Source organism: Thalassomonas sp. RHCl1, assembly GCF_947387555.1.
In the GTDB taxonomy this organism is placed as follows: Bacteria; Pseudomonadota; Gammaproteobacteria; order Enterobacterales; family Alteromonadaceae; genus Thalassomonas.
Window position 1 is genome coordinate 1 of the sequence record NZ_CANDNZ010000013.1, and the last position, 24,375, is coordinate 24,375.

Below are 24,375 nucleotides of genomic sequence, written 5' to 3' on the forward strand. Positions count from 1 at the left end.
ATTCATTGTCTGCCTATCCTTAAACTCTGGTTAGAGTATCGTGTGATAGGCAGTTACACAAAATTATTTACAGTCTCTGCGACTGCCGTCGTTTGACAGCCCTGTTAAAGACAAAGATACCGTGAATTCTTCCAGCAAGTTTATTTCCTTGTAGTACGCAATCTCATCTTTCATGACAACGGGACCCAATCTTTGCTTTCTAAAAGCCTGCATTGGAAAACCATTTTCAGAGAAGAACATCATCCTGACATCTCCAGCCTTATTGAGAAAGGCGGTATTCCCCATATGAGCGTTAAAATCCATATAGCCCCAAGCGGCAAAAAGTGTTTTTTTGAACATAGTGTATTCCTTAAATTTCTCTGTAATATTTTTGTGCCTTTCCTAAAAGGAATGTTTTTGTTTTAAATATTGAATAAGCTGCTCAAAAGCAGTCTCTAGTTACAGTTTTCAACTGTTGCGCCCATTTCCAAAAACACTTTCATTAAAATTGAACGGTGACACCGCTCTGCTTGTACACAGTAACAACCAATGGAAAAGTTTGATTCTCGTGACATTAAACATAATAAATTTAACAGCCTGATATTCGATGGTGAGTTGAGCTCTTTCCTGAATTTCTTTTCAAAAGTTTGCCATTCAAGATCAGATTGAACGGACTTTCCCTCTTTCATCAATTCCGGGGAGGGAGATAATTCCGGCAACCAGGTATCAAACCAATCTTCTTTACCGTAATTTTCTTTTTTAACTCCTCTAGGTGGCCGACGTACCGTACCTATTCGAACACCTTCGCAAGTACTTCTTTTACTTCCTAGTTTCACAATAGAAATAGCCATACTATTAACCCTATTTAACTTTTCAAAATTACCGAAACCATAGATCCAATCAGCATAATGACTCTCCTGTTGTATCTTGAAAGCTATGTTGACACAATTTAAGTTAAGACTAATATACGGTTAAGTCTCAAATATTTGACAAATCGTCTCAGGAGTGAGCAGTTAGTGAAAGATATAGTTTCAGAGATCTTTTCCGAGCTAAGGCTTAATAGCCATTTATATTTTACCACCGAATTTAAGGGGGATTTTGGTGTAGATATACCAAATGAAAAACGGTTAGTTAGATTTCATTACGTCAAAGCAGGTAGTTGTTATATAACAGTCCCCAACGAAGGAGAATTCCATCTATCGAAAGGAGATTTAATAATCATTCCAAATGGGCTGGCGCAAAGTATCAAAGCAAAGCCAACGAGCTTATGCAAACCTTTAATGGATGTGATTCAAAAAAATGGCCTTGATGAAAATTGTCTGAAATTGTCCGTTGGAACAGAACATAATACTACTGAGCTACTCTGCGGCTATTGCCAGTATGATGAAGACATCGACCATCCTATTTTAAGTAATCTAAGTTCTGTTTTATTTGCCACTAAAACCCAAGCTTGCATCAGCGAGGAAACAAAAGCAGCACTTACTTTTCTTGGTACAGAAATATCATCGGGCAAAGCGGGTATAGCCGGCATTTTGAGCCGGTTATTAGAAATAATATTTATCCAATCATTCAGGGAAAGCGAATATACAAAAAATAGCCCGTTCTTAAATGCCTTAAGAGACAATAAAATTAAAAAATCTTTGTCTCTCATTCATGAAAATTACCAACAAAACTGGACGATATCTTCAATCGCATCTGAAGTGGGTATGTCCAGGGCGAGATTTGCAGATAAATTTTCGAAACTTGTTGGTATTACCCCAATTGCTTATTTAAACAAATGGCGGTTAATGAAGAGTAGGGGATTACTTGAAAACACACCTATTTCTTTAGAGTTAATATCTGACAGGTGTGGTTTTTCAAATGCATCAACTTTTTCCAGGCGGTTTAAAGGAGAATTCGATATAACTCCCAGTGCATATCGAAAAAGTAAACGCTTTATATGAGTGCGACTGCCGCTTTTCGCTCATAGCTGCCAGTTAAAAGATGAACGGCAGCACATAGTGATACCAGCTAAAATGATGTCCGGGCTCAGTAAACCACTGCAATTCACCCGCTTAGTTCAGGCGGGAAAGTGTTTGCTTTCCCGCCTGTATTTACTTAATAAACGCTTACCTGGTTCAGTTTTACGTAAGAGTAACCCCGGTAAACAACCCTGAATTCAAGGGTGGCGCCGGGAGCGCTGGTAAAGTTGACATTAAAGTCCTTAAACTCAAACGGGCGGTCCCAGTCTTTTCTTGAAATGTCTTTTGATGCCAGTACTTTTCCGCTAGCGGCGTCAAAAACATCCAGGGTGACTATGGTCAAATCATCTGCGGTTACGTTATCCACCTGCATACGGAATTTTGCCTGGTGCTGGCCCGGTGGAATAGCGTTAGTATAGGGGCCATAAGCCATGTACTGGTTAAACGGGTCATTAACACTCACTGACCAGCCATCCCACTCTTGTCTGCCTATTTGGTGATAAAAGGAGTGGGAGGTAAAGGTTGCTACCGGGGCGCCAAAAACAGAGTAGTCGGTTTCCTGTACCTTGATAAACCCTTTGACATTAAGCACTTCATTGTTGACATCATGAAAGCCCAGTTCGCCGTTATTTACTTTTAAACAAGCGTGGTTAACAAAAAATAATTTCACCGGGCGGGTAGAGTCGGTAATTTCATAACGCAGGGTGTACCCCTTTGATTTGGAGATAAGCTCAACCCAGTTTGAATGGGTGATTGCCCTGCCGATATTCACATCCTGGCCGTTGCAAATATCGTAAGCTTTGATCAGGTTGTCATATCTGTCCAGGTTCTTATATTCGACATAACCATTTCCCCCTAAAACGCCGTTAAAATAAGATGAACCGCCGAAACGGAAATATTCAAAGGTGTCATCCCTGGCATCCAGGGGCAGGCTGAGAGATGTCAGGTTTTCACTGCTGACATCTATGGTGGCATCAAAGGTCAGCGTCGTGGGATCACCCGATTTTTCGACAAAATTCAGTCTGAACGGGATATTAATATTAGGGTCCGGATTGAGCAGGCGCGTTAATGGTTGACCTGAGCACGAAGTCACATTATCGGCTTCCGTATCCAGGTTGTTAAAACCGCCGATAATATATAAGCCGCAAGTGGAATGCAGCAGCGGTGTGCCGTTCGCCGTGATCTGGTGTAGTGTGGCATTGGGGGTGTAGTTAAAATTCACCGACAGATCTGCCGATGCCGCACTTGAGAAAAGTGCTGCACCCGTGAGTAAAGAGGGGACAATTTTGCGTTTTATGCTGTTCATAGCAAGGTACATCCTTATTTTTTATCAATTCTTCATACAGGCAAAAGCTGGCTTTTCAGCGCATCCGCCTGTTATCTTCCGTGTTCAGGTAATGGAAAACAGCCTCCGCACCTGATAGCCGGCGTACTATAAACATCTTGCCCCAGAGGAAAAAGTTTTATTTTTATGATTGATAAAAGCTTTACCAATCAATTGATTGCGATCAATTGATTGGCATTGTGGCTGAGATGGTTATTGTCATTGAAATCTGTTTATGGCAATTGATGAAACGGCCGAGCTGAGCAGCAACAAAGCCGGATTGTCAAAACCGACGCTTATCCCCGCTATGATAGTAAGTCTTTGAATGTCTAATCCGACCATTGCCGCCACTTTAAAAAACAAATTGAGGCAAGCCTGACTAGTTAGTAAGATCATGAAAGTTCATACATTTTTATTGAGTATGCTGTATAGCGACTTTGCCATTGTTGGCGAAATGCTAATGAACGCTTGTGTTAAATGTTGTTGCCGTGTTGATGACATTATTAGTTGTAGTTGTTTATTTTTTAAAGAGGTTGTAATGAAAAAATCACGTATTTTCGGCTTGCTGTTCTGTTTATTGTCTACCAAGGTATTTGCAGGTTTAGTTGAGCATGACTGGCTCAATTCAGGAGATAGTTTAATTACCTACGACAATGCCAGTGGCCTTGAGTGGCTGGATTTAACGGTGACGCGGGGTTGGTCGGTTGGCCAGACGATTGATATCTTAGCAAATAACTCGCTTTATAGCGGTTGGAGAATGGCCGAACAAAGCGAGGTAAAAAACTTATTTGAACATGTTTTATTTACTGATTTTACTTTTGATCAGGCAAGTTTTCCTGGAAACGTCATTTATGGCACCGGCACCAGAGAGCAGGGGTTATTGATGACAAGTTTATTTGGCAATACCGCCCCGCAATATGAAGCGGTAAGTTACGGTATAGCATCTATCGGAGACAATTTGGTAGAGTTTCACGGAAGCTTTGTCAGCGGTACTGATAACCGTCTTTACCATAACGATACCTTAGACAATAACTTTTCATACAGCCAAGCGGGGGTATTTTTAGTACGGGGTGACTCGGCCTCGGTTCCTGAATCTGCGCCTGTTACTTTGTTCGCCCTCGGACTTGCTGCAATGTTATACGGCAGAAGACGCCGCAGCTAATATGATTGCTGATGTTTAAATCACCAGCATCGCCGGACAGCCAGTAACTGGCTTTCCGGCATTTTCTTGCTGGTTATGAACTGACCTGACTCTTGAGTCAGACGTGCTCTCAAGAGACAGGCAATAGTGCAAGCCGCTTCCGGTTAACCTCAGTTTTTATCCTTAATCACCGCCACCAGCAGCGCGGGCAAAAACGATAAACTCAGCAAGGTAGAAACCAAAATGCCGCTTAATACGATAATGCCGACTCCCCGATAAAGCTCGGTGCCTTCCCCCGGGATCAGCACTAAAGGCGCCAGGCCGAAGATGGTAGTGGCGGTTGACATTAAAATCGGTTTTAACCGTTTTGCTACCGCATGGCGTACTGCTTCTTTAACATTAAAGCCCTGTTCGATCACAAAGCGACGCGTTTGATCGACAATCAATATCGGGTTATTGACCACAGTACCCAGCAAAATCAGGAACCCCAGCATAGTGATCATGTCAAACGGCTGGTGAAAACTGCTTAACCCTATACCGGCCAAGCCTGAGTTGATGCCGTTAACCAGTACCAGTCCCAGCAGGCCGCCCGCCATACCCAGCGGCACGGTTGCCAGAATAAACAGCGGGTAACGCCAGTGGGTAAAAATGGCCACCAAAAGCAGATAGCTCAGCGCCAGGGCGATAACAAAATTGCCCGACAACGCCGAGCGGGTGGCTTCAAGCTGGTCCGCCGCGCCGCTGATGCTGAGCTTGATGCCCTGGGCGATTTTGTCCTGTTGCCATAATGCCGGCAGCAGCTCGTTGCGTACTTTCTGCTCTGCCGTTTCCAGCGCTATATTGCGCGGCGGAATAATGTAAACCGTGACGGTGCGGTTACCGTCAACCCGGCGTACCGAGTTGCTGTTTTTACTTTCCACCAGATCTGCCAGGGCGTTTAGCGGCAAAATTTCTCCCTGCGGGGTAACCATAGGGGTGGCCGCCAGCTCGTCAAGGGTTTGCCGGTTGCCGGAGCCGCTGAACAGGAAAATATCCACCTTATCGTCATTGAGAATAAACTCGTCAACATAAGCGCCGTCGCTCATGGCGGCCACCGCGTAGCTGAAATCGCCGTTATCCATCTCTAATTCAGCCAGGCGCTGCCAGCGGGGCTTAATTTCAATCAGCGGCTGATCTAAGGTCAGGGATCTCGGCTCTGAATTGATCTGCGGCTTGTCGAACAGCTTATCGGCTTCCTGGTAAACCGCTTCGGCCGCCTGGTAGAGCTCGGTGATATTGCTGCCGGCAATATCCACCGCCACTGCCCGGGTGCCGCCGTCGTTGCTGGAAATAATCGAGCCGCGGGCGGAAAAGGCGCGCATATTCGGGTAGCTTTTGAATTTGTCGGTAATGGCGGTCATCATGTCGTTGATATAAGCGGCATCGACCGGGGCGCTTAAAAACCAGATGCGGCCAACCGACACCGACATAGTATAATAATCAAGCGGCGGCATCCGGGTGTTGCCCGCCAGGTAATCTTCATCGCTTACCCGGACAAAGCCGTCAAAATGGGCTCTGAGTTCGGCGGCAATTTTTTCCATTTCCGACAAATTGTAGTTGGGCGGCGCTATCATCATGGAAAAGGCTTTTGGCTCTTCCCCTTCCGGCAGGTATTCGGCGGCTGGCATCAGGGTGTAGGCAAGGCCCATAACACCGAGTACAAAGGCCGCACTATAAAGGCGCGCCTGCTGTTTGGTGCGGGTAAAAAAGTGCACCGACTTCAGCCAGGATTTCGACAGTTCAAACTGGCGGCTGTCGCTTAAATTCTCTTTTTTACCCAGATGCGCCAGCGCCACCGGCACGATAAAAATGGCCACCAGCATGGAGGCGATAATGGCGCCGGAAATGGCAATGGCAATATCCGAGTAAAGCTGTCCTGCTTCCTGGACCACAAATAATATCGGGGCGAACACCAATACCGTAGTCGCGGTTGACGCCAGCACTGCCGGCCAGACTTCTTTCACCCCGCTGATAGCGGCCTCAGCTTTGCTCACCCCTTTGCGTTTGGCCTGCACTATGGCTTCAAGCACCACAATTGTGTTGTCCACCGTCATGCCGATGGCAAAGGCGACCCCGGCAAGGGAAATGACATTAATGGTGCGGCCAAAGCTCATCAGGGCAAAAAAGGCCGCCAGGGTACAAATGGGAATGCCCATCACGCCCACCATGGTTGCCCGACCGGAGCGTAAAAAGTAATACATTACCAGGGTAGCAAGCAGGGCGCCCAGGGCCAGGTTGCTCCAGACATTTTCCAGCGAGCTTTTGACATACTGCACATCGTCGCTGAGCAGCACCATCTCCAGGCCATTTTGCGCCAGCAGTTGTTGGTTAAGCTCTGCAACCACAGGCAGCATTTTTTCTTTGATATCGAGTACATTCGAGCCGCTTTCGCGCCTGACCGATAGTCTTAAGGTACGCTCGCCGTCGGAATAGGCCATGCTGCGGGTTTCAAAATGATCCAGGGTAACTTCGGCGACATCTTTTAGCAGGATATTGGCATTGCCTTCCCGGCGGATAGTGACGTTTTCCAGCTCATGCAATTCTTCAAAACGGCCGACCACCCGCAGCAGATAGCGGCTTTTACCGCTTTCAATATCACCGGCTGAGGCGTCGGTATTACGGGCACGGATGGCGCTTCGAACCTGGGGCAGGCTGATGCCGCGCTGGGCCAGGCGGGCGGCGTCGATTTTGATCTGAATTTGCCTTTGCGCGCCGCCGCTGACATTGATTTCTGAAACCCCGGACACACTTTCCATGCGTGGGCGGATATAGTCTTCGGCAAAATCCCTCAGCAGATCCACATCCAGCTGCAACGGGTTGCCCGCGAGCGGCTTAAGGCTGAAGTACATAAAGGCATTGCTGGAGAACGAGCTGGAAAACAGCCGCGGCTGGTCGACATTTTCCGGATAGGCGGGCACCTGGCTTAAGGCATTGTTTACCCGGATCAGGGCGTCATTAACGTCCATGCCAAAGGGAAATTCCAGCTCGACCGTGGCTTCGCCCATTTCGGCGTACGACACCATACGTTTAAGGTTTGGCAGGCCGCGCAGGTAGCGCTCCTGCTCGATCAGGATTTCTTTTTCAACATCCTGCGGCGTCGCACCGGGCCAGCCGGTTTGTACCGTGATGGTGCGCACTTCCAGGTCAGGGATCATCTGTACCGGAATATTCAGCGCTGCCACTAAGCCTAAAATACAGGTGATCAAGACGATCACGGTAACTAAAATACCGCGTTTTACAGCTGCTTCTATCATAACGGCTGGCCTTGTACCGAATTGATTTTCAGCTCATGACCTTCGCGCATCAGCTCAATACCCGACCTCACCAGGGCCTGGTTGGCGGGAGCTCCCGATACCGCCACTTTTTCACCTTGTTGCCTGACCACCTTGACCAAAAAACGTTTGGCCTTGTTATCAACCACGGCAAAAATGCTGGCACCGCCGTCCGGGTGCTGCTTGATCGCCGACTTGGGCAGCCAGACCAGGTTTTCCTTACTTTGCGGTAACTTGATTTCGGCTTCTGCCGACATACCTGCCACCAGATTGGCACTGGCGGGTAAATCGACATGGGCGGTTAAGGTACGGCTCTGATTGTTCGCTACCGCCACCAGGCGGCTCAAGTGTGCTTCAATGGCGGCGGCATCAGCAAAATCCGGGGTAACCGTGACCGCGACCTTCTCCCGGTCGATAAGCTGGCCGTAATATTCCTGCGGTATGGCAAGATTTAAACGCAATTCCTGCTGCTGCACCAGGTTAAACACCCGGGTTTGCTGGCTGACCCACTCGCCGAGATCAGCATTTCTGCTGGCAATAACACCGGCAAAAGGCGCGTACAGGCTATGGCGGTTGACCACTTCCTGCTGCAACGCCAAGCTGGCCTTACGCATGGCAAGTTCGGCTTTGGCACTGGCAACCCCGGCTTTACGTTCGCCGATCAGGGTTTCTGCCACCACCTTTTGCTTTGACAAGGCCAGCACTTCTTTATACAAACGCTCAGCTTCGGCCTGCGCCACCCTGCCTGCCTCAACACTGGCTTTGGCCTCCGCCAGGCTTAACCGTGCCAGAGTATCGTCAAGGGTTAGCAGTTTGTCGCCTTTGGCTACCTTATCCCCGGCTTCAACATAGAGAGCTGCGACCAGCCCCGACTGCTGGGTGGACAGTTCGGCATTTTGTCTTGCCTCAACGGTGCCGGTTAATTGCAAGATTTGATGACTTTGGTTGGTTTTGGGGTAAACAACATCGACCTGGGTGATCTCTGCCCGGGCGGGTAAAGAAAATACCGATGTCATCACTGCCAGGTTAAAAAGCAGTATTGAGATTAAAAAAGCGCGCATACATTCCTCGAATGATAATTATTTTTATTTGGCTATTATATTCTTATCGTTTGCTAATTCATCATTTTTTGTGATAAAAAACAAAATTGCTCAGTTCCTGTCCTCTAGATATAAAATAGCTTCATTTTATGTTATTCAGCAAGCTAAGTGCCTATCAATAAAGTATTTTATGTAAATTTTATCCTGTCAGGTTTCTGCTCTGCCTGCACCTTCCCGGATACGCTTGCTTCTTCCTGTTAAACAAAGCCTAACGTGTTTTGTCTTTCCGCCATTTACTTTTTCTGTGCCGGTTTTACTATCGTTATTTTTACCTAAAAACTCCGATATTGCAGATGATAGAAGCTCCCTGGTTATAACGGACGCGAATTGCTGGGAGACAACACTGCTTATTGTCAAAATAAGTGCCTATTGCAGCAATTTTATCGCAGACTCCAACGCATAATCTCTGCTCTCTTCCAGTGCTTGTGCATTTAAGTATTCATGTTGTTGTGCAACAGGATAGCCCGAATATTCATGGTTTTTGCCAGCGAAATCCAGGTAGCGTTCATTTGATAAAGCGAAAGTCCAGCCGTTTGGCAACTGTTTAGGCAACGAATCGCTAAAGCCCCCGTTTGACGCTTCGCCAATAATGGTGACATTCTCTCTTGCCGCAAGCCCTAGTAAAAATATCTCACCGGCGCTCATGGTCAAGCCACTCGTTAACACCACTATTGGTCCTTGATATTGCTCCGATGTTGCCGGTTGGATCTCTATTTTTCTTGCTTGGCTAAAACCATTTTTTAACTTAGTTGACTTACTGCCAATATAAAGGGGGCGGTTGATGAGATAAGACAAAAGTCGATTAGAGACAACATCATACCCTCCAGCATTCCATCTTAAATCGATAATTAATCCCTTTGATTTATGTAAGGTCGGCAAAATCTTTTTCATCACCTTGTCTACCGTTTCAAGATCAGACAAAACAGTGTCTTCTTCGGTAAACTCGCTCATATCGTCGATGCTGAAGTAACTTATCTCCTTGGGTAACTGCCCCAGGAAAAAGCTGCGGTTTAGCCTCTGCGGTTTCACATCCTCGATAAAGTAACTGGCAATAATCTCTGACTGTTTCTTATTCAGGCCCATATGAAATTCATAGTGCGATGAAAACTCGCTTTGCGCCGCAAATGGCATCTCTATTTTATTTTTTTTGAAATCATCCCATTTGATGTTATGCGATGCCAATATACGGCCTTCCTTTGACTCCAGGTGGGCGTGCGCATCTCCCAGCTCAGCCAATAATTGTTCAAAGACTTGGGCCAATTGCGCTTCATTCATTTGTGCCGTTATTTTCTCTTTCCACAAAGGATATTTTGCCTGCCAGTCCCAGTTTATTTCTTTACTAAAAGCAAAGTGCTCCGCAAAAGTAAACCAAAGCACATCAAAGGTTAGCGGCGCAGAAAATTTATAGTTCTTATCGTAAATGCTGGTGATTAACGCTTGCCGGCATAATTTGGGAAGTGCTTTGAGCGGTGTCAGGCGCACCGGGTGTATTGCCCCCCAGTCAAGCTCTGCTCCCCCTTCAACGACAGTGATACTGCTGCTCGGATATTCGCCGCTTTCAAGATGGTTGATTAAACAATGTTTCTCGGTAATATCGTAAAAAGTAATATCATCACCTTTAACCTCTAAAATGTAGCCATAACCTTGGGTTTGCCAAATAGAGTGATTTGCAACTTTCTGCCCGACATTTTTTGATGTGGTATTTGCCAAGGAAAATAACGATAAAAATAGACAAGAAGTGAAACATGTAAATTTAATAAACTTCATAATAGATCTCTTAAGTTTTTCTCTGATATGAATTCCTGCTCACAACCAGAGCTTTATTGAAATACTTTTCTGCGACATTCTACCGCTTCCAGTTACCTACGTATTGAAAAATAAAAATATTTAGGATAAGCAGCATGGCGATCAACCAACCCCAACAAGAAATAATCAAACAATTTGCCAAACAACTTGGCTATCAGGACGCTGACTTTGTCGATGAACATGGCCTTGCCTTACTCATAGACAATAAAGTGCAAATAAACATTCTGAATCAGCAAGAGCGCTGTCTGATCCTTGCCTACATCGCTCCCCTTGATGATGAAAACCGGTTAAAGCTTTATGAAACCCTGTTGGATGCCAATCATGATCAGGACGCACTTGGCGGTGCCAGTTTAGGTATCTGCCCCAGAAAAAAGAGCATTGCTTTGAGTTTGGCAATAGATAGTGAAGGACTTGATGTCAGCCTGTTGCAGCAAGTATTTGATCGCGTACTGGAAGCCAGCCTGTTATGGCACGATCGCCTAAAAAATCAGGTAAGTGAACTACAAGTGGATGAGGCGCCGGATTTACCGCTGGCGACTAATTTTCATGCAGTGATGGCATAGGAGAAAAATAAAATGGATGTGATCAGTCGTCAGTCATTAAATACGCCGCCGTCGCCGATAGCCAATAAAAACGCGGGAATACAAGGGACACAAACCGTAGAAGTTGCCCAGATAAACTATGGAGGCAAAGAAGTAAAAGCCCAGAAAATATCGGCAGAATTATTTAAAGCCATGGGCCAGGGGGAGAAAGCCAATATGTTTTCACGGGCGATCGTGCCCCTGGTGGGAAACCGTACCGATGATATTGTCAGATCCGGTGGTTTCAGCGTCAGATTATCTGACATGGCCGGGGTTGAAGCAAAAGAGGCTTCCGTAAACAAGGATTATGGCATCACCTCACTGAAATCAAGTGAAGCACAGGCCCTTGGTTCGATCAGAACCGGTGGCGGTACTTGCGGTAATCTCAGCTCTCTGGTTTTTCTGACCCGTGCCGCCCAAGGTCATGAGCTGCCACTGCAACGTATCGGCTGGAGCCACCCCACCGACGGTAATGTCAACCATGCCTTTACCGTCGAAGGACCGGATAAACACGGTATGTGTGCTGTTTATGACTCTTATGGCTCAGAGCCAAGTGTACACTTGCTGCCTTACAGTACCTTAGTAAAAACCCTGGATGATGATGAAAATTATGAGGTATTGGATAAGCGTGCCCCGAACCCCAATGGCGATGCCCAAATCAGGGATATGCTTAAAAATGAAACCGCAAAAGGACTATACAGCGGCGCACAATATAAAGATGATTTTCCTGTGCTTCCGGGGGGCTATGAAAGCCATTGTATGAGAATTGTTTCAGTTTCAGGCCATATGTACGACGTGCCTCACTTTAAAGAAGCAGACGCGCCAGTGCTCTATATCAATGAAAGCACCAATGAAAAGTCGAGCTTCTCAACCATGAGCAAACCTCTGTACGACTTGTTGCATACTGATACCGCACAAACCGACTTTGCCGAAGAAATAGAGGAAATGGCAAATGTGAAACATGATGGCGATACCCTGGCTTATAACATGTCGCAACTGGCACAGCATATAGAAGATCACGAATTAATGGATGAGCATGATGCTATAGACGATCAACAAATGCAGCCTCAGCTGGTCAGGGAAGACTCCAAGTTATCTACCGGCAGCATTGACAGTTTCCGCTCAGATGACTCCGATGGCGAATGGGGACCGATGAGTTTTGCCGACTTCCGTCATTTGGCCAATGATATTATCAACAAGGGTAATAAGGAGGCCTTAACCCAGATGCTGCAATTTGCCAACATTACCGACAATGACGACCTGACGGTAACACAACAGGGGCTAAAAGCTGAATTGTTGACCAATATCAGGACCATGCTCGGTGATCAATCCGTTAATATCTTAACAGAAAGCCCTTAAGCGCCCTGAATGATATGTTGTGGAATTAGCCGAGCAACAAAGCTGCCTCAATAGCTGGCGTTAAGCCTGTTCACACCTAAGCCGCGGGCCTTCAAATTTCCCCCAAAAAAAAGACCAATTCACTATTGATTTAACCGTGAATTGGTCTTTCCTTAATAATGCGATCCAAGTGTAAAGGAGAGCATTTATTTCAATAATTCCATTGTTGAATTGTTGTAATAACAACCGTTGCTACCAAAGAGAAGATAGTAACTTAAGTCGCAACCCCTGAGTGGGGCAACACTCAGAGGTCGCTAACCACAACGAACTAACCAGGAGTAAGTCATGGCTGAATATCATCATACGCCAGAGACAGCCTCGGCAAAAGTAAAATATCCCATTTATCGGCAACTTACCGTACAGGAAACGGTTTGCAATACCGCAACGAAAACCCGCGGCATCGGCATTAACTATGTGCCGGTCAAACTTGAGCCTTGTGTGGTGCTCAGGGGGAAATGGCTGAGACTGGCCGGTTTTCCTGCCGGGCAAAAGGTCAATATTAGGGTCAACCAGGCAGAGATAGTGATCACGCCTAAACAGCTTGCTGTAAACCACTCGGTCGAGAACTAAAAAACAACATTATGGAAAGTCATAAACTAAGCTGTTGTGCCTGAAAACAGGTGCAACAGCTTTACCGTCAGGGCTAAGACAAATGAGATCCTGATGGACAAGCTAAACGCTTAACTTTGGTTTCACTTGCTTAACTGCCGATACCAAGCCATCCAGCCAGGCTTGATGACCATTTATCATAGGGTTTGGCACAGTTACAGCCAGTTCTTTCGCCGGATTACCAAGTTGTGTTTCCTGTGTAAGGATACGGACCCGATTGCCTGAAAGCTCTTCAAGTAACCAGGCATGATAGACATCAATACGGCCTTCACCTTCGCCAGACCAGCCGCGCCAGGCAATACGAGCTGCTTGTCCGTCAACAGGAGCAACATATTCCACCACCTCACATTCAACCGGGAAACCAAAAGTTTCAAAGGAAAAGGCAGTTGCATCGGCTAGTTGAGGCCCTTTATCATCCTTAACATGCGTATTCGCCGAGTTTTTATAATATGTCGGCCATAATGAAGGGGTAACTAAAAACGGCCAGACATCCTTGACCGTTAAACCTGCAACAATCACTTCGTTAGAGCAAAAATTATCGGTAAAGCCTGGGACATAGTTTTCAGGCCAAAGGATATAATTCATCTTGATTCTCCAGTAATAAATAATAACTATGATATAAGTTAAGAAAGGATCTAACCTGCTAACAGCATGACTTCATTAAGTTTGCTGATCAGGCTTTGAGAGTGTTCTGTTGCTTTTTTCTCTATGCCCGCCGGTGTGTTGCGCACTCCTTCGACATACGCCATGTTGTGGCTAATAATGGGAGGGTGCAATATCATTTGGGTAAGATAAGCGGTTTGTTTTAAAGGTTTGATTAATTCAGAAATAGGAAAATGATTGTAACCTAAAGTATCATACGACTGTTCAGGTCCGCCTGTCGTGAATGACAATATCAGGTTTTTATTCTTTAACTTGTCACCGTCTGCACCGTAAGCAAAGCCATAAGAAAAGACATCGTCGAGCCACTTTTTTAATAGAGCAGGGGTCGAGTACCAGTATAAAGGAAACTGTAAAACGATAATGTCCGCACTTTGCAGGCTGTGTTGTTCTGCTTCAACATCAATTTGATAGCCGGGATAGAGTGAATCCAGTCTGCGAACTTTAACATTGTCTATTTTTTCTTCTATCAGGTTTAAAATCGTTTTATTGGCCAAAGACACCTCTAATTTGGGATGTCCTGAAATAACTAGTAATTTTTTCATGAGCTTATATATTAACGATTTGTTATTTATCCGTACTTTGATGCGCTTCCAGCGCTTTTTTACCGCATCCCTCTTCGAGTGCAGGACTTGGTGAACCAGATAGACCTATTGCACCTACAAGCTGATTTTCATAGAAAATTGGCAGTCCCCCCGTTAATAGCAGAATATCGTCTTCCATTTTACCCAACTGACTATAACCTTCAGATTCAACAATATGGGAAAGTCCCGATGTTGCCATTTTTAATGTTGCTGACGTATATGCTTTTCTGTAACTCGTATGCACGGTATTGCTGCCGCTGTTATCTCCACGATAGAAATACACTAAGATCCCTTGATCATTCACAATCGAAATTGAAGGATTAGCCTTAGATTTCTTACATTCAACAATAGCCGCTTTAGCAATGGATTCTGCATAATCTGTCGTTATTGTGTATTTTTGGGGTAAAGACTGATTGGCATATACCGTGTTAGTCATTAATGTGGCTGCAGCGATGACTGCACTTAATGTTGTTGGTTTTGTATATTTCATTTTGATTCCTATAAGAAAACCATAATCATAAAATGATGAGACAGACCAAACTGCAATGTGGATTGTGATTAGCCATGCAAGTAATCTGTTTTGAATATTGTTCTTTCCTAAAAATATGCAAAGACATTGCATTAAAGGTTGTGTTCATCGTGAAAAGTGAAGCAACATTCTTAATGATTAAGATAGTAGAGCAGGTATGAACCAAAAGATTGAATAAAAGCGACAATATATAATTTCAATTTCTTCATTTGATTCAATAGTACGTATAAACGCCAGGAACATTTTCTTATCAATTGGCTTTTCCTCTTGCTACTTTTAATCAATTGTTAGTTTATCGCCCTTGTTTAAATCGTTTGATTTCATTTCCGACAACCCCTGCTGCACCAGATACATTCACTTAACAAACCTAATTAATACTTGTCGTTTTAATTCAATATTTACAACCACCAATTACATTAAACTTGTTGCCATTGAAACCTAGTTCGCGGTCTATCTTTGCGGAAACCGGCGTATTTTGTTTAGTTGAAATAATAGGAGTTCCGGCGATGTTAAACATCCAAAAAATATCGAATTTAAAAGAAATTAATGGGCTAAAGCAGCAATACTTTGCTCAATCGACCGCCCCGCTTGATGGTATGTGGCACTTTGGCTTTGCGCCTATGTCGGCGCATTTTGGCTTTTATGAAAATGAAAAGCTGGTTGGTTATTGCTGTATGAACAGCGAAGGTTACTTGTTGCAGTTTTATCTCGCACCAACAGCTAATATAGAAATTAAAGAGTTATTTACCTTAATAATTCAAGGTAACAGTTCGGCTATCGGAGAAATTAAAGGTGCTTTTGTCAGCACTGGCGAACCTCAATATTTATCCTTATGTTTAGATACTTCACCTTCTTTTAAAGTAAATGCTTTGATGTATGAACAAAATAAATCGATTGTCTTTACACCGCATGAGCGCATAAAGATGACATTAGCACAACAGGAGCAACTTGATGAATTCGTTGAATTTGCAATAGCAGCAATAGGTGCGCCAAAAGAATGGTTAACTGGCTATTATGGAAATTTAATTAAGCGAAAAGAGCTGTGGGGATATTGGCAAAACGATAAGATGGTTGCAACAGGCGAGTGCCGCCTCTTTGATGAATTTCAATGCGGCTATGCCGATTTAGGCATGATAGTGGCTCAGTCAGAGCGAGGGAAAGGGCTTGCAACCAGCATACTGAATTTTCTCTCAGAGTATGCAGAAAGCAAGGGCTTAAAAGCAATATGTTCAACGGAAAGTGGCAACATTGCAGCACAAAAGGCCATGAATAAAGCCGGGTTTATGTCTCAGAATCGAATCATTCAGTTTCATTTTGGGTAACCACTAAATTTGATCACTTTAAAGAGCTTGTATAACTTTTATATAAGCTCTTTTGTTGCAAATGACAAAGACTCTATTCCTGCGTGATTTATTCATATAGCAATCTAATTTTAAAGCGGAAAACACATGATACACTGGTTACAGGCGCCAAAGTCATCGACAGTCGCTGCATATGTAGAATGTTACTGGTTGATTGAGAAAAAGCCCGGAGCTCAAAGTTTCCAGTTTCCCAAATTAAACCCTGATCCTTGTGCCCATTTAATTATATCTCCTGATGATCAAGCCTATCATTATGACAAGGCAGGAGCATCGGATAGCGGTAAGGGCTGCCATTTAATTTTTCCGCACCTGCAAACCTTTCAGTTAGATCATGTTAAGCCTTTCATTCATTTAGGAGTCAAATTTAGAATTGGTGCGCTCTACTCAATAGAAGTTCCCGGCTGTACGCATCCTTTGTTAGATTATATTGAACCAATGAATCTATCTGATTTAATAAAGCAGCCCTCCCTTGATGCCTCGGAGCTGCTAAAGTCAGCGAGAGAAAGTGCTAATGACTGTTGTAAGCTGCTAGATTCAGTGCTATCGCCATGGTTATTAAGCTTTAAACAAGACCGTTATAGTGCACTTACCTATAAAGCAGTCGAGTTATTAGGTGCAACGCCAATCTCTGAGCTGGGAAATAAATTGCACTGCGCGCAAAGAACACTTGAAAGAACATTTAACAAAGTAACGGGAATGACATTAAAGCAGTGCCAATCGATGAACAAACTTGAGGCCTTGCTTGAGTATTTGTATCAAAGAAATACTGATGATATTGATTGGGTTGAAATCGCTTACCAATTCGGTTTTAGCGATCAACCCCACCTTATCCGGTACTTAAAAAGTCAGCTAGGTTTGACGCCTCATTCCTATGCTAAAGAACGCAACCTGACTATTGATGCCTATGGCGGTATTAGTCAGCACGAGTTTAAATAAAATTAATAAAAAGCCACTGTCAAAAGTGGCTTAATGGGAAAATTGAAAAGAGCTCGATAGAAAAACAAGAGCGTCGTGTCAGTCAGCTAACTCCAGCGTGGCTAAGTCGAACAGTTCAATATCGTCCATAGCTTTACTCATCATCAAAGCACCTTCCAATATTGAAATTAATTTAATTGCCCGGGTCTTGGCATGACTTGCCTCATCCGGGCTGAGTAAAACATAAGACTGCTTAACCCACTCGATGTTGAGTTCAAAAAACCTTTTGATCTCAAACCTGACCTTATCCGGCAAACAATCGCTTTCCGCGCCCAGTAAACCGCACAGGCACATTTTTTGATCTTTGATCAAAGCACTGCGGAATAACTCGATATATTTAGCAACAGGATTTTCACCTTGGTTGATAATATCGCCCGGTTCACCCAAGGCATGCAAAAAAGCATCGGTATATTGATGCGCCAGCTCGGCGCCCAAATCTTCTTTAGTTTTGAAATGGTAATGCACACTCGCACTTTTAATGCCAACCTCATTGGCGATTTCCCTATGGCTGACATTATTGTAACCGCCGGTACGGACCCTGGCTTCGGCTACTTTTAAAATTTCATCTCTTCTGGACATATGCACCTCTTTTCAAAGGATCATTATCTATCAGTAGATATATAAAAACAACAGGCACCCTTGATGCCTGGATAAAGCTGAAACCTGGTCAGCCGAAGTTATCACCTGGCAGATCGTCATTTTTATCGATAAATACTCCCGCAATGCTGCACGAGTATTTATGACAGGGGAGGGAACCGCTCCATATATCCGATAAAAGAGAAATTTTTTCATTTTTTTATTTATAGCCATCCAATTGATTTTAAAGACTAATGAATAAAAAGACCTGATATCGAACGGATACAAACCTACCTAGTGATAGGTTTTTTATTGACAGTGAAAACAGATGGGGATAAATTACAACCACAAATTACCTATCGGTAGGTAGTTAATTTAAGATCTATCAGGAGAAAATTATGTCACAAGAAACAATTGCACTAATCGTCGGCGGTTCATCGGGTATGGGCAAAGAAACAGCAAAAAGATTGTTAAAAACCGGCAATACCGTGTTGATCCTTTCCCATCAGGACAGCACACTGGCAGCAGCCAAGGCTGAGCTGGAAAGCGAAACCGGCGGCAGGGTGGAAACGGCAAAAGTCGATCTGTACGACCAGGCAGCCGTTGGCAACTTTATTAGGCAAATTGAATCGGAAACCCGCCATATCAACTACCTGGTCAATGCCGCCGGATTCTTCAAACCGGTAAGCTTTGTTGAACACAGCGCACAAGATTATGATCTGCAAATGGATATCAATAAATCCTTTTTCTTTATTACCCAGGCAGTAGTTAAAAACATGAAGCAGCACCAGGGCGGCTCTATCGTCAATATAGGTTCAATGTGGGCGCACCAAGCTGTGAAGGCGACACCATCTTCCGCCTACTCAATGCAAAAAGCCGCCTTGCATTCGCTGACACAACACCTGGCCATGGAACTTGCTGACGACGGCATCAGAGCAAACGCGGTGGCGCCGGCGGTTGTGCTTTCTTCCATTTATAAGTCGTTTATTCCGGAAGCCGAAATTAAGCAGCAGCTGCAAGGGTTTAACGAGTTTCATCCCATCGGCCGAATTGGCACCACTGAAGATGTCGCCGATGCCATTGAATTTTTACTTTCTGAAAAAGCAAGCTGGATCACAGGTACGGTACTCAATGTCGATGGCGGTGTAATGGCAGGGCGTAACTAATCATCGGCAATCGCCGTTGTTTGAAAGTAGCAGTCTAACCCGCTAGCAATGCAGGTTTTTGCATTAGCTCCAAAGCCTAAAGCCGGTTAGACTCGCTTTCACACCCGTTACGGGTAAAGACGATGCAAAAAAGCATTTAAACAGACCATAAAATATATACAAGACTTCTGCAAAGCGTTTTAATCTTACAGTGTCTGTTTGCTTGGCAGACAAATTAACTATTTTATAAAGAGGATTGTATTCTCAGGTGACTCTTATGTTGGACAAAACATCCTACTGGCAGGAACTCTACGACAAAAGTCAAAGCTTAACCTTGCCCCAACAAGCCTCCACCGATCTGGTGTTAAATCATGATCTGGGGTTACCGGCAACCGTTCAAACCAGTGAAGCTCAATGGCAGCCTTCCCCCGCGAAAGGGGTGAAAAGGCTGCTGTTAGAAAGAAAAGGCGGCGAAAAAACAACCCGGGCAACCAGCATAGTTTCCTATGAGCCCGGCAGCTACTTCGAACCCCATGCCCATCCTAAAGGGGAAGAATTCCTGGTGCTTTCGGGCACATTTTCAGACGAATACGGCGACTACCCCGCCGGTACTTATGTCAGGAATCCCCCCGGTTCCAGCCATAAACCCTTTAGCCGGGAGGGCTGCATGATTTTTGTTAAGCTTCAACAATTTGAAATAACAGATAACGAACGTATCGTCATCAAGCTTAATGAAAAAAGGCCAGATGAATCAAAACTTCATTACAACCTTAAAACTTTATTTAACGACTATGAACGTGTCGAAATCATCAATGTGAAAGAGAATTGTTCGCTTCCCGAGGCATGGACAATATTAGGCGTTGAGCTTTTGGTTTTGGACGGTGCCATCAGTGATGGTAATCAAATTCTCAATACCGGTAGCTGGCTGCGTTTACCCATGAATTCACCGATAAAATTAACGGCGCTGAAAAACTCAACCTACTATTTCAAATTCGGACACCTGAGAGCTGAAACATAAACAACAGGCATTCAAGATTCTTCTTGTCCGCTTAAGGGACAGGATTATCCTTAAAATAACCTTTTGCCAATTCAACAAAAGTCTTCACTCGATTCGACAAGTCATATCTATGAGGGTAAATCGCTGATATCGTTAAAGGTTTAATGCTATATGTTGGTATAACTTCCACCAGCAGGCCCTTTTCCACCCAGGGGGCAACAGAATAACTCGGTGCTTGAATTATGCCCATATCATGTGCCGCAGCTTCATTTAATAAACGGCCGTTATCAGACATCCAGTCCCAATGAAACTTAATGGCCTTTTGCTCACCTTCAACAACAAACAACCATTGCTCTTTACGAATACTATGCTTAAAAAACAGTAATTTATGCTGGTGTAAATCTTCCGGTTTTTCCGGCATGCCGTAACGGGCCAAATAAGCCGGACTGGCCCATAATGACAGCCTGGATGTACACACAACCTGAGCGATATGACTGGCATTAGGCAGAGCGGGGGCGACCCGGAATACCAAATCAACACCACTATCAAATAAATCCACCGGGGTATTGCTTAAGGTAAATTCCAGCGCTACCCGGGGAAACTTCTCCCGGTATAAATCAATCAAAGGCGCCAGATACAAGCCACCAAACTCTATGCTGGCGGAAATGGTCAGCTTACCCGCAGGCTCATGTGCAAGTTCAGACACTTGTTGCTCGACCTGGTTGATTTTGTGTAATAAGGGACGGATTTGCTGCAAATATTGATTACCGGCATCCGTTAAGTACACCTTGCGGGTATTTCTTTTAAGCAGCAAACAGCCCAGGGATTGCTCAAGCTGCTTAACGTATCGGCTGATCATAGTAGCGGATACCGCCATTTCATCAGCAGCCGAAGCAAAACTCCCCCGCTCGGCAACAAAACAGAAGGCACGCATAGCGTCAAACTTATTCATCAATCAGCCCAACTATCTACTAAAAGTTCACAGACTATAAACTTAAGTGCGCTTTAAAACCATAACTGTTCTGTGCAAACTGTTTGCCAAAGCTCAAGCAAGGACTCTTTTTCATGAATAGCAAACGTTGCTTAACCTTATTATTAACCACTGCGTGTTTAAGTTTTGCTGCAACAAGTAAAACCATAGCATTGAAAAACATTAATATTATCAATGTAGAAACACTGACTATCGACAAGTCGAAAACCATATTAATAGAAGACGATAAAATTAAGGCGATTTTAGCATCAAAGAGCCCGCTCCCAGGTAACAATGTCATCGCCATTGACATGACAGACAAATATGCCATGCCGGGATTAATCGACACCCATGTTCATCACGCCACCTCTCCCGATGACTGGGACAATGATAAAATAACACGCACCCGCTTGAGAAATTTATTGCGCGGCGGTGTCACCTCGGTTCGCGACATGGGCGGCGATACCCGTGCTTTAAGCTCGCTAAAACGCCGTGCAGACAACGATCTCATTCAATCTCCGGATATTTACTATTCGGTGATTATCGCGGGCGAGGAGTTTTTCTCAGATCCCAGAACCATAGCTTCAGCGAAAGGGGAGACCCCCGGAGCCGTAGACTGGATGCGCGCCGTTGATGAAACAACCGACCTCGACCAAGTGATGTTAAAGGCCCGGGGAACGGGGGCAACCGGCATTAAAATTTATGCCAAAGTCCCCCCGGCCATGATGGGCAAATTACAGACGGCAGCCAAAAAGCATGGCTTAAAAGTATGGTCACATGCCTTTGTCGGCCCGGCACGGCCAGCGGATGCCATAAAAGGCGGTGTAGAAACCATCTCCCATGCGCCGGATATTTCTTCCCATGTTGTTGACAACTTTTATCAGCTGCGCAGGCAAGACAAACATATCACCGAAGCCCAGAAAAAAGAGTCTTTCGAGCTGGAACGTTATCAAGAGTTAATGGTACAAATGAAAGCGCAGGGCACACTTTTTGACCCAACCCTCACGGTATTTGAAATGTCCAAAGCGCAGCGGGGGAAGCGGGGGGAGTTAATGTACCAATGGGCTAAAGTATTCACCCGCTTGGCCCATGAGCACAAAATAAAAATTGCCACCGGTACCGACGGCACCAGCGATCAATACCAGCTTGATTACCCCCTGGTACAAAAAGAAATGCAGCTATTGGTCGATGATATCGGCCTGACTCCGCTTGAGGCGATACAGTCGGCAACCACCATAGGCGCACAGGTGATAGGCATAGAAAGCAGCCACGGCCAGGTGAAAGCAAATTATGCCGCCAACTTAGTTATTTTAAATAAAGACCCGAGCGATAATATCAAGCATGCCTTAGACATTGCCCATGTCATTAAAAATGGAGAGTTTATTCACCGGGGAGACAGTAAAGAATTACCTTTTGTCAGCGCTAAACCCGCCGCCGGCATGTTGTGGCTTTCGGGACAAATTGGTAACTTCCCCTCTACCATGACCCTGGCAGGGGAAGATATTGGCAGCCAAATGACACAGGCAATGAAAAACATAGGTGCGGTGCTGCAAGAATATGATCTCGGCTACAACGACATTGTCAAATGTACCCTAATGCTGGCAGATATCAAAGATTGGCCGGCAGCCAATAAAGCCTATAAACCATTTTTCCAGTCGTTACCGGCACGCAGCGCCTTTGCCACTTCCGGCCTGGCACTAAATGCCAAGGTTGAAGTGGAATGCTCGGCCGAACTATAGCAGTCAACAATATCAGCGTGATTTGACGGCCCTGATCACAAGACAAAATATCGTTAGCACCAGGGACAAGCCTGGTGTTAGCCACTTATGCTGCAGTGACCTCAACGGATATCAATAGCTTTGCCAAGCAAGTATAAAAAGATAGTGAAAGCGATTGCCGCAAGGTTTTTGATAACCGTTTATTAACCGGCTATTTGTTAAGCTAGCCGCCAATAAAACTAATATGGCGGGTTGTTTTGACATTTCCTAAAAAAATATCGGTACTTGTGCTGGCCATCGCCCTGTCGGCCTGTTCTGCCACGGATAAGCCCGGCAACTTTGATCCGGACAATAAACTCAATATTACCTTGCCCTCCGCCTGGTCTGAAATCCCCACAAGCGGCGATAATCAAGGTCACCAGAGTCTCGGTGAGCTGGTGGATTTTGCTTTACAGCACAACCAGCAACTTAAACAACAGGCTTATGCACTGGCGGCGGACAAGCTCAATATCTCAGTGGCGCAAAGTGAACTATGGCCGCAAATTACCGCCGGCCTGACTAGCCAGCGGCGAAAAAGCGACAACGGCACGTTTAGCAACGAAAGCGGCCTCTCTTTTGATATTGCTTATGAAATTGACTTGTGGGGCAAATTATCCGCCGCAGAAAAAAATGCCACATTAAGCTATCTGGCTGCAGAGCAGGCATTTATCCAGGCCAAACAAACCCTGGCGGCAGAGGTGATCAAGTCTTACCTGGAAATCATCCAGGCAAAACAGCTGCTGCATTTGTATGAAAACCGCCGCGAGGCTGCGAAAAATAACTTGTTGATCGTCGAGCGCGGACACAGGCTTGGCCTCAATGAAGCCCTGGACGTTTATCTTACCCGCAATGAATATACCAGCGAACAATCGAGAGTGGCCACCCAGGAAAGTGTAGTTATCACCGCCACCCGGACATTCGAGCGTTTAATGGGGCAATATCCCAGCGGCCTGGTTAATTTCAGCCGGGAGATCCCCATGTGGCTGGAAGAAATCCGCCAGGTGATCCCTTCCGATTTAATTGCGCAAAAGCCTTCTATTCAATCTGCCTGGCTATCGCTGTTGGCATCGGATGCCAATCTGGCCTTTAGCCATAAGCAAAGGTTTCCCAGCCTGAATATTTCAGCCTCAATCGGCCAGTCGGCCCCAAAAGTCGAGAACCTGCTGGACGCTTCTTCCCTGGCCTGGTCAGTGCTTGGGGGGATCACCGCCCCGGTTTTCAATGCCGGACGTTTAAAGGCCAATGAAGACATTGCCCGGCTGCAATTAAGGCAGGCAGAGCAGGCTTATGTCGCTGAAATTTATGATGCCTTTACCGCTGTTGAAAATGCCCTGACCTTAGATGCCAGCACCAAAAAAACCTTAACCACGGCGCTTGAAGCTGAATTTAATGCCATTGAAGCAGAAACCCTGTCCTTTGAGCAGTATCAGAAAGGCCTGGTCAGTTATGCCACGGTATTGGTGTCCCAGCAGCGCTCGCTGGAAGCACAAAGTAGTGTCATCCAGTTAAAAACCCAGCTGGCAAGCAACCGGATAGAGCTGATGCTTGCCCTCGGCGGTAACCAACTTCCCCTGACTGCTGACGCTAAACTCAAGCCCCAGAGATAAAAGA

Annotated in this window: 22 protein-coding genes; 11 read left to right on the forward strand and 11 right to left on the reverse strand. The window is 45.2% G+C overall.

Translation table 11 applies throughout. From position 1 onward, the window contains the following. Positions 1-63: 63 nt before the first annotated feature. Positions 64-339, reverse strand: a complete 276-nt coding sequence (locus QL234_RS25565) for a thioesterase family protein (protein WP_281560593.1) — start codon at positions 337-339, stop codon at positions 64-66. A 95-nt stretch (positions 340-434) separates the two neighbouring features. Further along, the gene (locus QL234_RS25570) at positions 435-830 is read right to left on the reverse strand and encodes a DUF488 family protein (RefSeq protein ID WP_281560594.1); all 396 of its coding nucleotides are present in this window, start codon (positions 828-830) and stop codon (positions 435-437) included. A 165-nt stretch (positions 831-995) separates the two neighbouring features. Between QL234_RS25570 and QL234_RS25575 the strand changes: the two genes are divergently transcribed. Beyond that, positions 996-1,922 (forward strand): AraC family transcriptional regulator, encoded by a 927-nt coding sequence (locus QL234_RS25575; protein ID WP_281560595.1) that lies wholly within the window; start codon positions 996-998, stop codon positions 1,920-1,922. A gap of 154 nt (positions 1,923-2,076) precedes the next feature. Here the strand turns inward: QL234_RS25575 and QL234_RS25580 are convergent, their stop codons facing one another. Then, complete coding sequence (locus QL234_RS25580; RefSeq protein WP_281560596.1) at positions 2,077-3,246, reverse strand: hypothetical protein; 1,170 nt, start codon at positions 3,244-3,246, stop codon at positions 2,077-2,079. A 412-nt stretch (positions 3,247-3,658) separates the two neighbouring features. Here QL234_RS25580 and QL234_RS25585 point away from each other — a divergent pair, with 412 nt between their 5' ends. Then, on the forward strand, positions 3,659-4,426 hold the full coding sequence (locus QL234_RS25585) for a hypothetical protein (protein WP_281560597.1): 768 nt from the start codon (positions 3,659-3,661) through the stop codon (positions 4,424-4,426). A 149-nt stretch (positions 4,427-4,575) separates the two neighbouring features. On the opposite strand, the gene QL234_RS25590 is transcribed toward QL234_RS25585, so the two are convergent. From QL234_RS25590 to QL234_RS25600, 3 genes are all read right to left on the reverse strand, one after another. After that, a complete protein-coding gene (locus QL234_RS25590; RefSeq protein ID WP_281560598.1) occupies positions 4,576-7,698 on the reverse strand; it encodes an efflux RND transporter permease subunit in 3,123 nt (1,040 codons plus the stop codon). Then, positions 7,695-8,777, reverse strand: coding sequence for an efflux RND transporter periplasmic adaptor subunit (locus tag QL234_RS25595; protein WP_281560599.1), 1,083 nt, complete (start codon positions 8,775-8,777; stop codon positions 7,695-7,697). Before QL234_RS25595 ends, QL234_RS25590 begins: the two co-directional genes overlap by 4 nt. Before the next feature lie 405 nt (positions 8,778-9,182). Beyond that, positions 9,183-10,583, reverse strand: coding sequence for a S41 family peptidase (locus QL234_RS25600; protein ID WP_281560600.1), 1,401 nt, complete (start codon positions 10,581-10,583; stop codon positions 9,183-9,185). Between the two features lie 134 nt (positions 10,584-10,717). Here QL234_RS25600 and QL234_RS25605 point away from each other — a divergent pair, with 134 nt between their 5' ends. The 3 genes from QL234_RS25605 to QL234_RS25615 all read left to right on the forward strand — a co-directional run bounded on the left by QL234_RS25605 (position 10,718) and on the right by QL234_RS25615 (position 13,171). Beyond that, positions 10,718-11,185, forward strand: coding sequence for a type III secretion system chaperone (locus QL234_RS25605; protein ID WP_281560601.1), 468 nt, complete (start codon positions 10,718-10,720; stop codon positions 11,183-11,185). A gap of 12 nt (positions 11,186-11,197) precedes the next feature. Next, entirely contained in the window at positions 11,198-12,562 is a 1,365-nt protein-coding gene (locus QL234_RS25610; RefSeq protein WP_281560602.1) for a hypothetical protein, read from the forward strand. A gap of 324 nt (positions 12,563-12,886) precedes the next feature. Continuing rightward, positions 12,887-13,171, forward strand: coding sequence for a SymE family type I addiction module toxin (locus QL234_RS25615; protein ID WP_281560603.1), 285 nt, complete (start codon positions 12,887-12,889; stop codon positions 13,169-13,171). A gap of 102 nt (positions 13,172-13,273) precedes the next feature. On the opposite strand, the gene QL234_RS25620 is transcribed toward QL234_RS25615, so the two are convergent. From QL234_RS25620 to QL234_RS25630, 3 genes are read right to left on the reverse strand one after another with little or no spacing between them, the layout of a single operon-like run. Continuing rightward, on the reverse strand, positions 13,274-13,795 hold the full coding sequence (locus QL234_RS25620; RefSeq protein WP_281560604.1) for an SRPBCC domain-containing protein: 522 nt from the start codon (positions 13,793-13,795) through the stop codon (positions 13,274-13,276). 50 nt (positions 13,796-13,845) lie between these two features. Then, a complete protein-coding gene (locus QL234_RS25625) occupies positions 13,846-14,415 on the reverse strand; it encodes an NAD(P)H-dependent oxidoreductase (RefSeq protein WP_281560605.1) in 570 nt (189 codons plus the stop codon). Between the two features lie 22 nt (positions 14,416-14,437). Then, positions 14,438-14,944: a heme-binding protein gene (locus QL234_RS25630; protein WP_281560606.1), complete on the reverse strand. Its 507-nt coding sequence runs from the start codon at positions 14,942-14,944 to the stop codon at positions 14,438-14,440. 545 nt (positions 14,945-15,489) lie between these two features. Here QL234_RS25630 and QL234_RS25635 point away from each other — a divergent pair. Continuing rightward, positions 15,490-16,305, forward strand: a complete 816-nt coding sequence (locus QL234_RS25635; protein WP_281560607.1) for a GNAT family N-acetyltransferase — start codon at positions 15,490-15,492, stop codon at positions 16,303-16,305. A gap of 126 nt (positions 16,306-16,431) precedes the next feature. Beyond that, positions 16,432-17,280 (forward strand): helix-turn-helix domain-containing protein, encoded by an 849-nt coding sequence (locus QL234_RS25640; RefSeq protein WP_281560608.1) that lies wholly within the window; start codon positions 16,432-16,434, stop codon positions 17,278-17,280. A 78-nt stretch (positions 17,281-17,358) separates the two neighbouring features. On the opposite strand, the gene QL234_RS25645 is transcribed toward QL234_RS25640, so the two are convergent. Then, complete coding sequence (locus QL234_RS25645; RefSeq protein ID WP_281560609.1) at positions 17,359-17,898, reverse strand: TetR/AcrR family transcriptional regulator; 540 nt, start codon at positions 17,896-17,898, stop codon at positions 17,359-17,361. 395 nt (positions 17,899-18,293) lie between these two features. On the opposite strand from QL234_RS25645, the gene QL234_RS25650 reads away from it, so the two are divergent. After that, a complete protein-coding gene (locus QL234_RS25650; RefSeq protein WP_281560610.1) occupies positions 18,294-19,061 on the forward strand; it encodes an SDR family oxidoreductase in 768 nt (255 codons plus the stop codon). Positions 19,062-19,317: 256 nt separating this feature from the next. Next, the gene (locus QL234_RS25655; protein WP_281560611.1) at positions 19,318-20,058 is read left to right on the forward strand and encodes a cupin domain-containing protein; all 741 of its coding nucleotides are present in this window, start codon (positions 19,318-19,320) and stop codon (positions 20,056-20,058) included. Between the two features lie 31 nt (positions 20,059-20,089). On the opposite strand, the gene QL234_RS25660 is transcribed toward QL234_RS25655, so the two are convergent. Continuing rightward, on the reverse strand, positions 20,090-20,989 hold the full coding sequence (locus QL234_RS25660; RefSeq protein ID WP_281560612.1) for a LysR family transcriptional regulator: 900 nt from the start codon (positions 20,987-20,989) through the stop codon (positions 20,090-20,092). 113 nt (positions 20,990-21,102) lie between these two features. Here QL234_RS25660 and QL234_RS25665 point away from each other — a divergent pair, with 113 nt between their 5' ends. Together QL234_RS25665 and QL234_RS25670 are read left to right on the forward strand one after the other, a co-directional pair. Continuing rightward, positions 21,103-22,746, forward strand: a complete 1,644-nt coding sequence (locus QL234_RS25665) for an amidohydrolase family protein (protein WP_281560613.1) — start codon at positions 21,103-21,105, stop codon at positions 22,744-22,746. 236 nt (positions 22,747-22,982) lie between these two features. Continuing rightward, complete coding sequence (locus QL234_RS25670) at positions 22,983-24,371, forward strand: TolC family protein (protein ID WP_281560614.1); 1,389 nt, start codon at positions 22,983-22,985, stop codon at positions 24,369-24,371. Positions 24,372-24,375 lie beyond the last annotated feature (4 nt).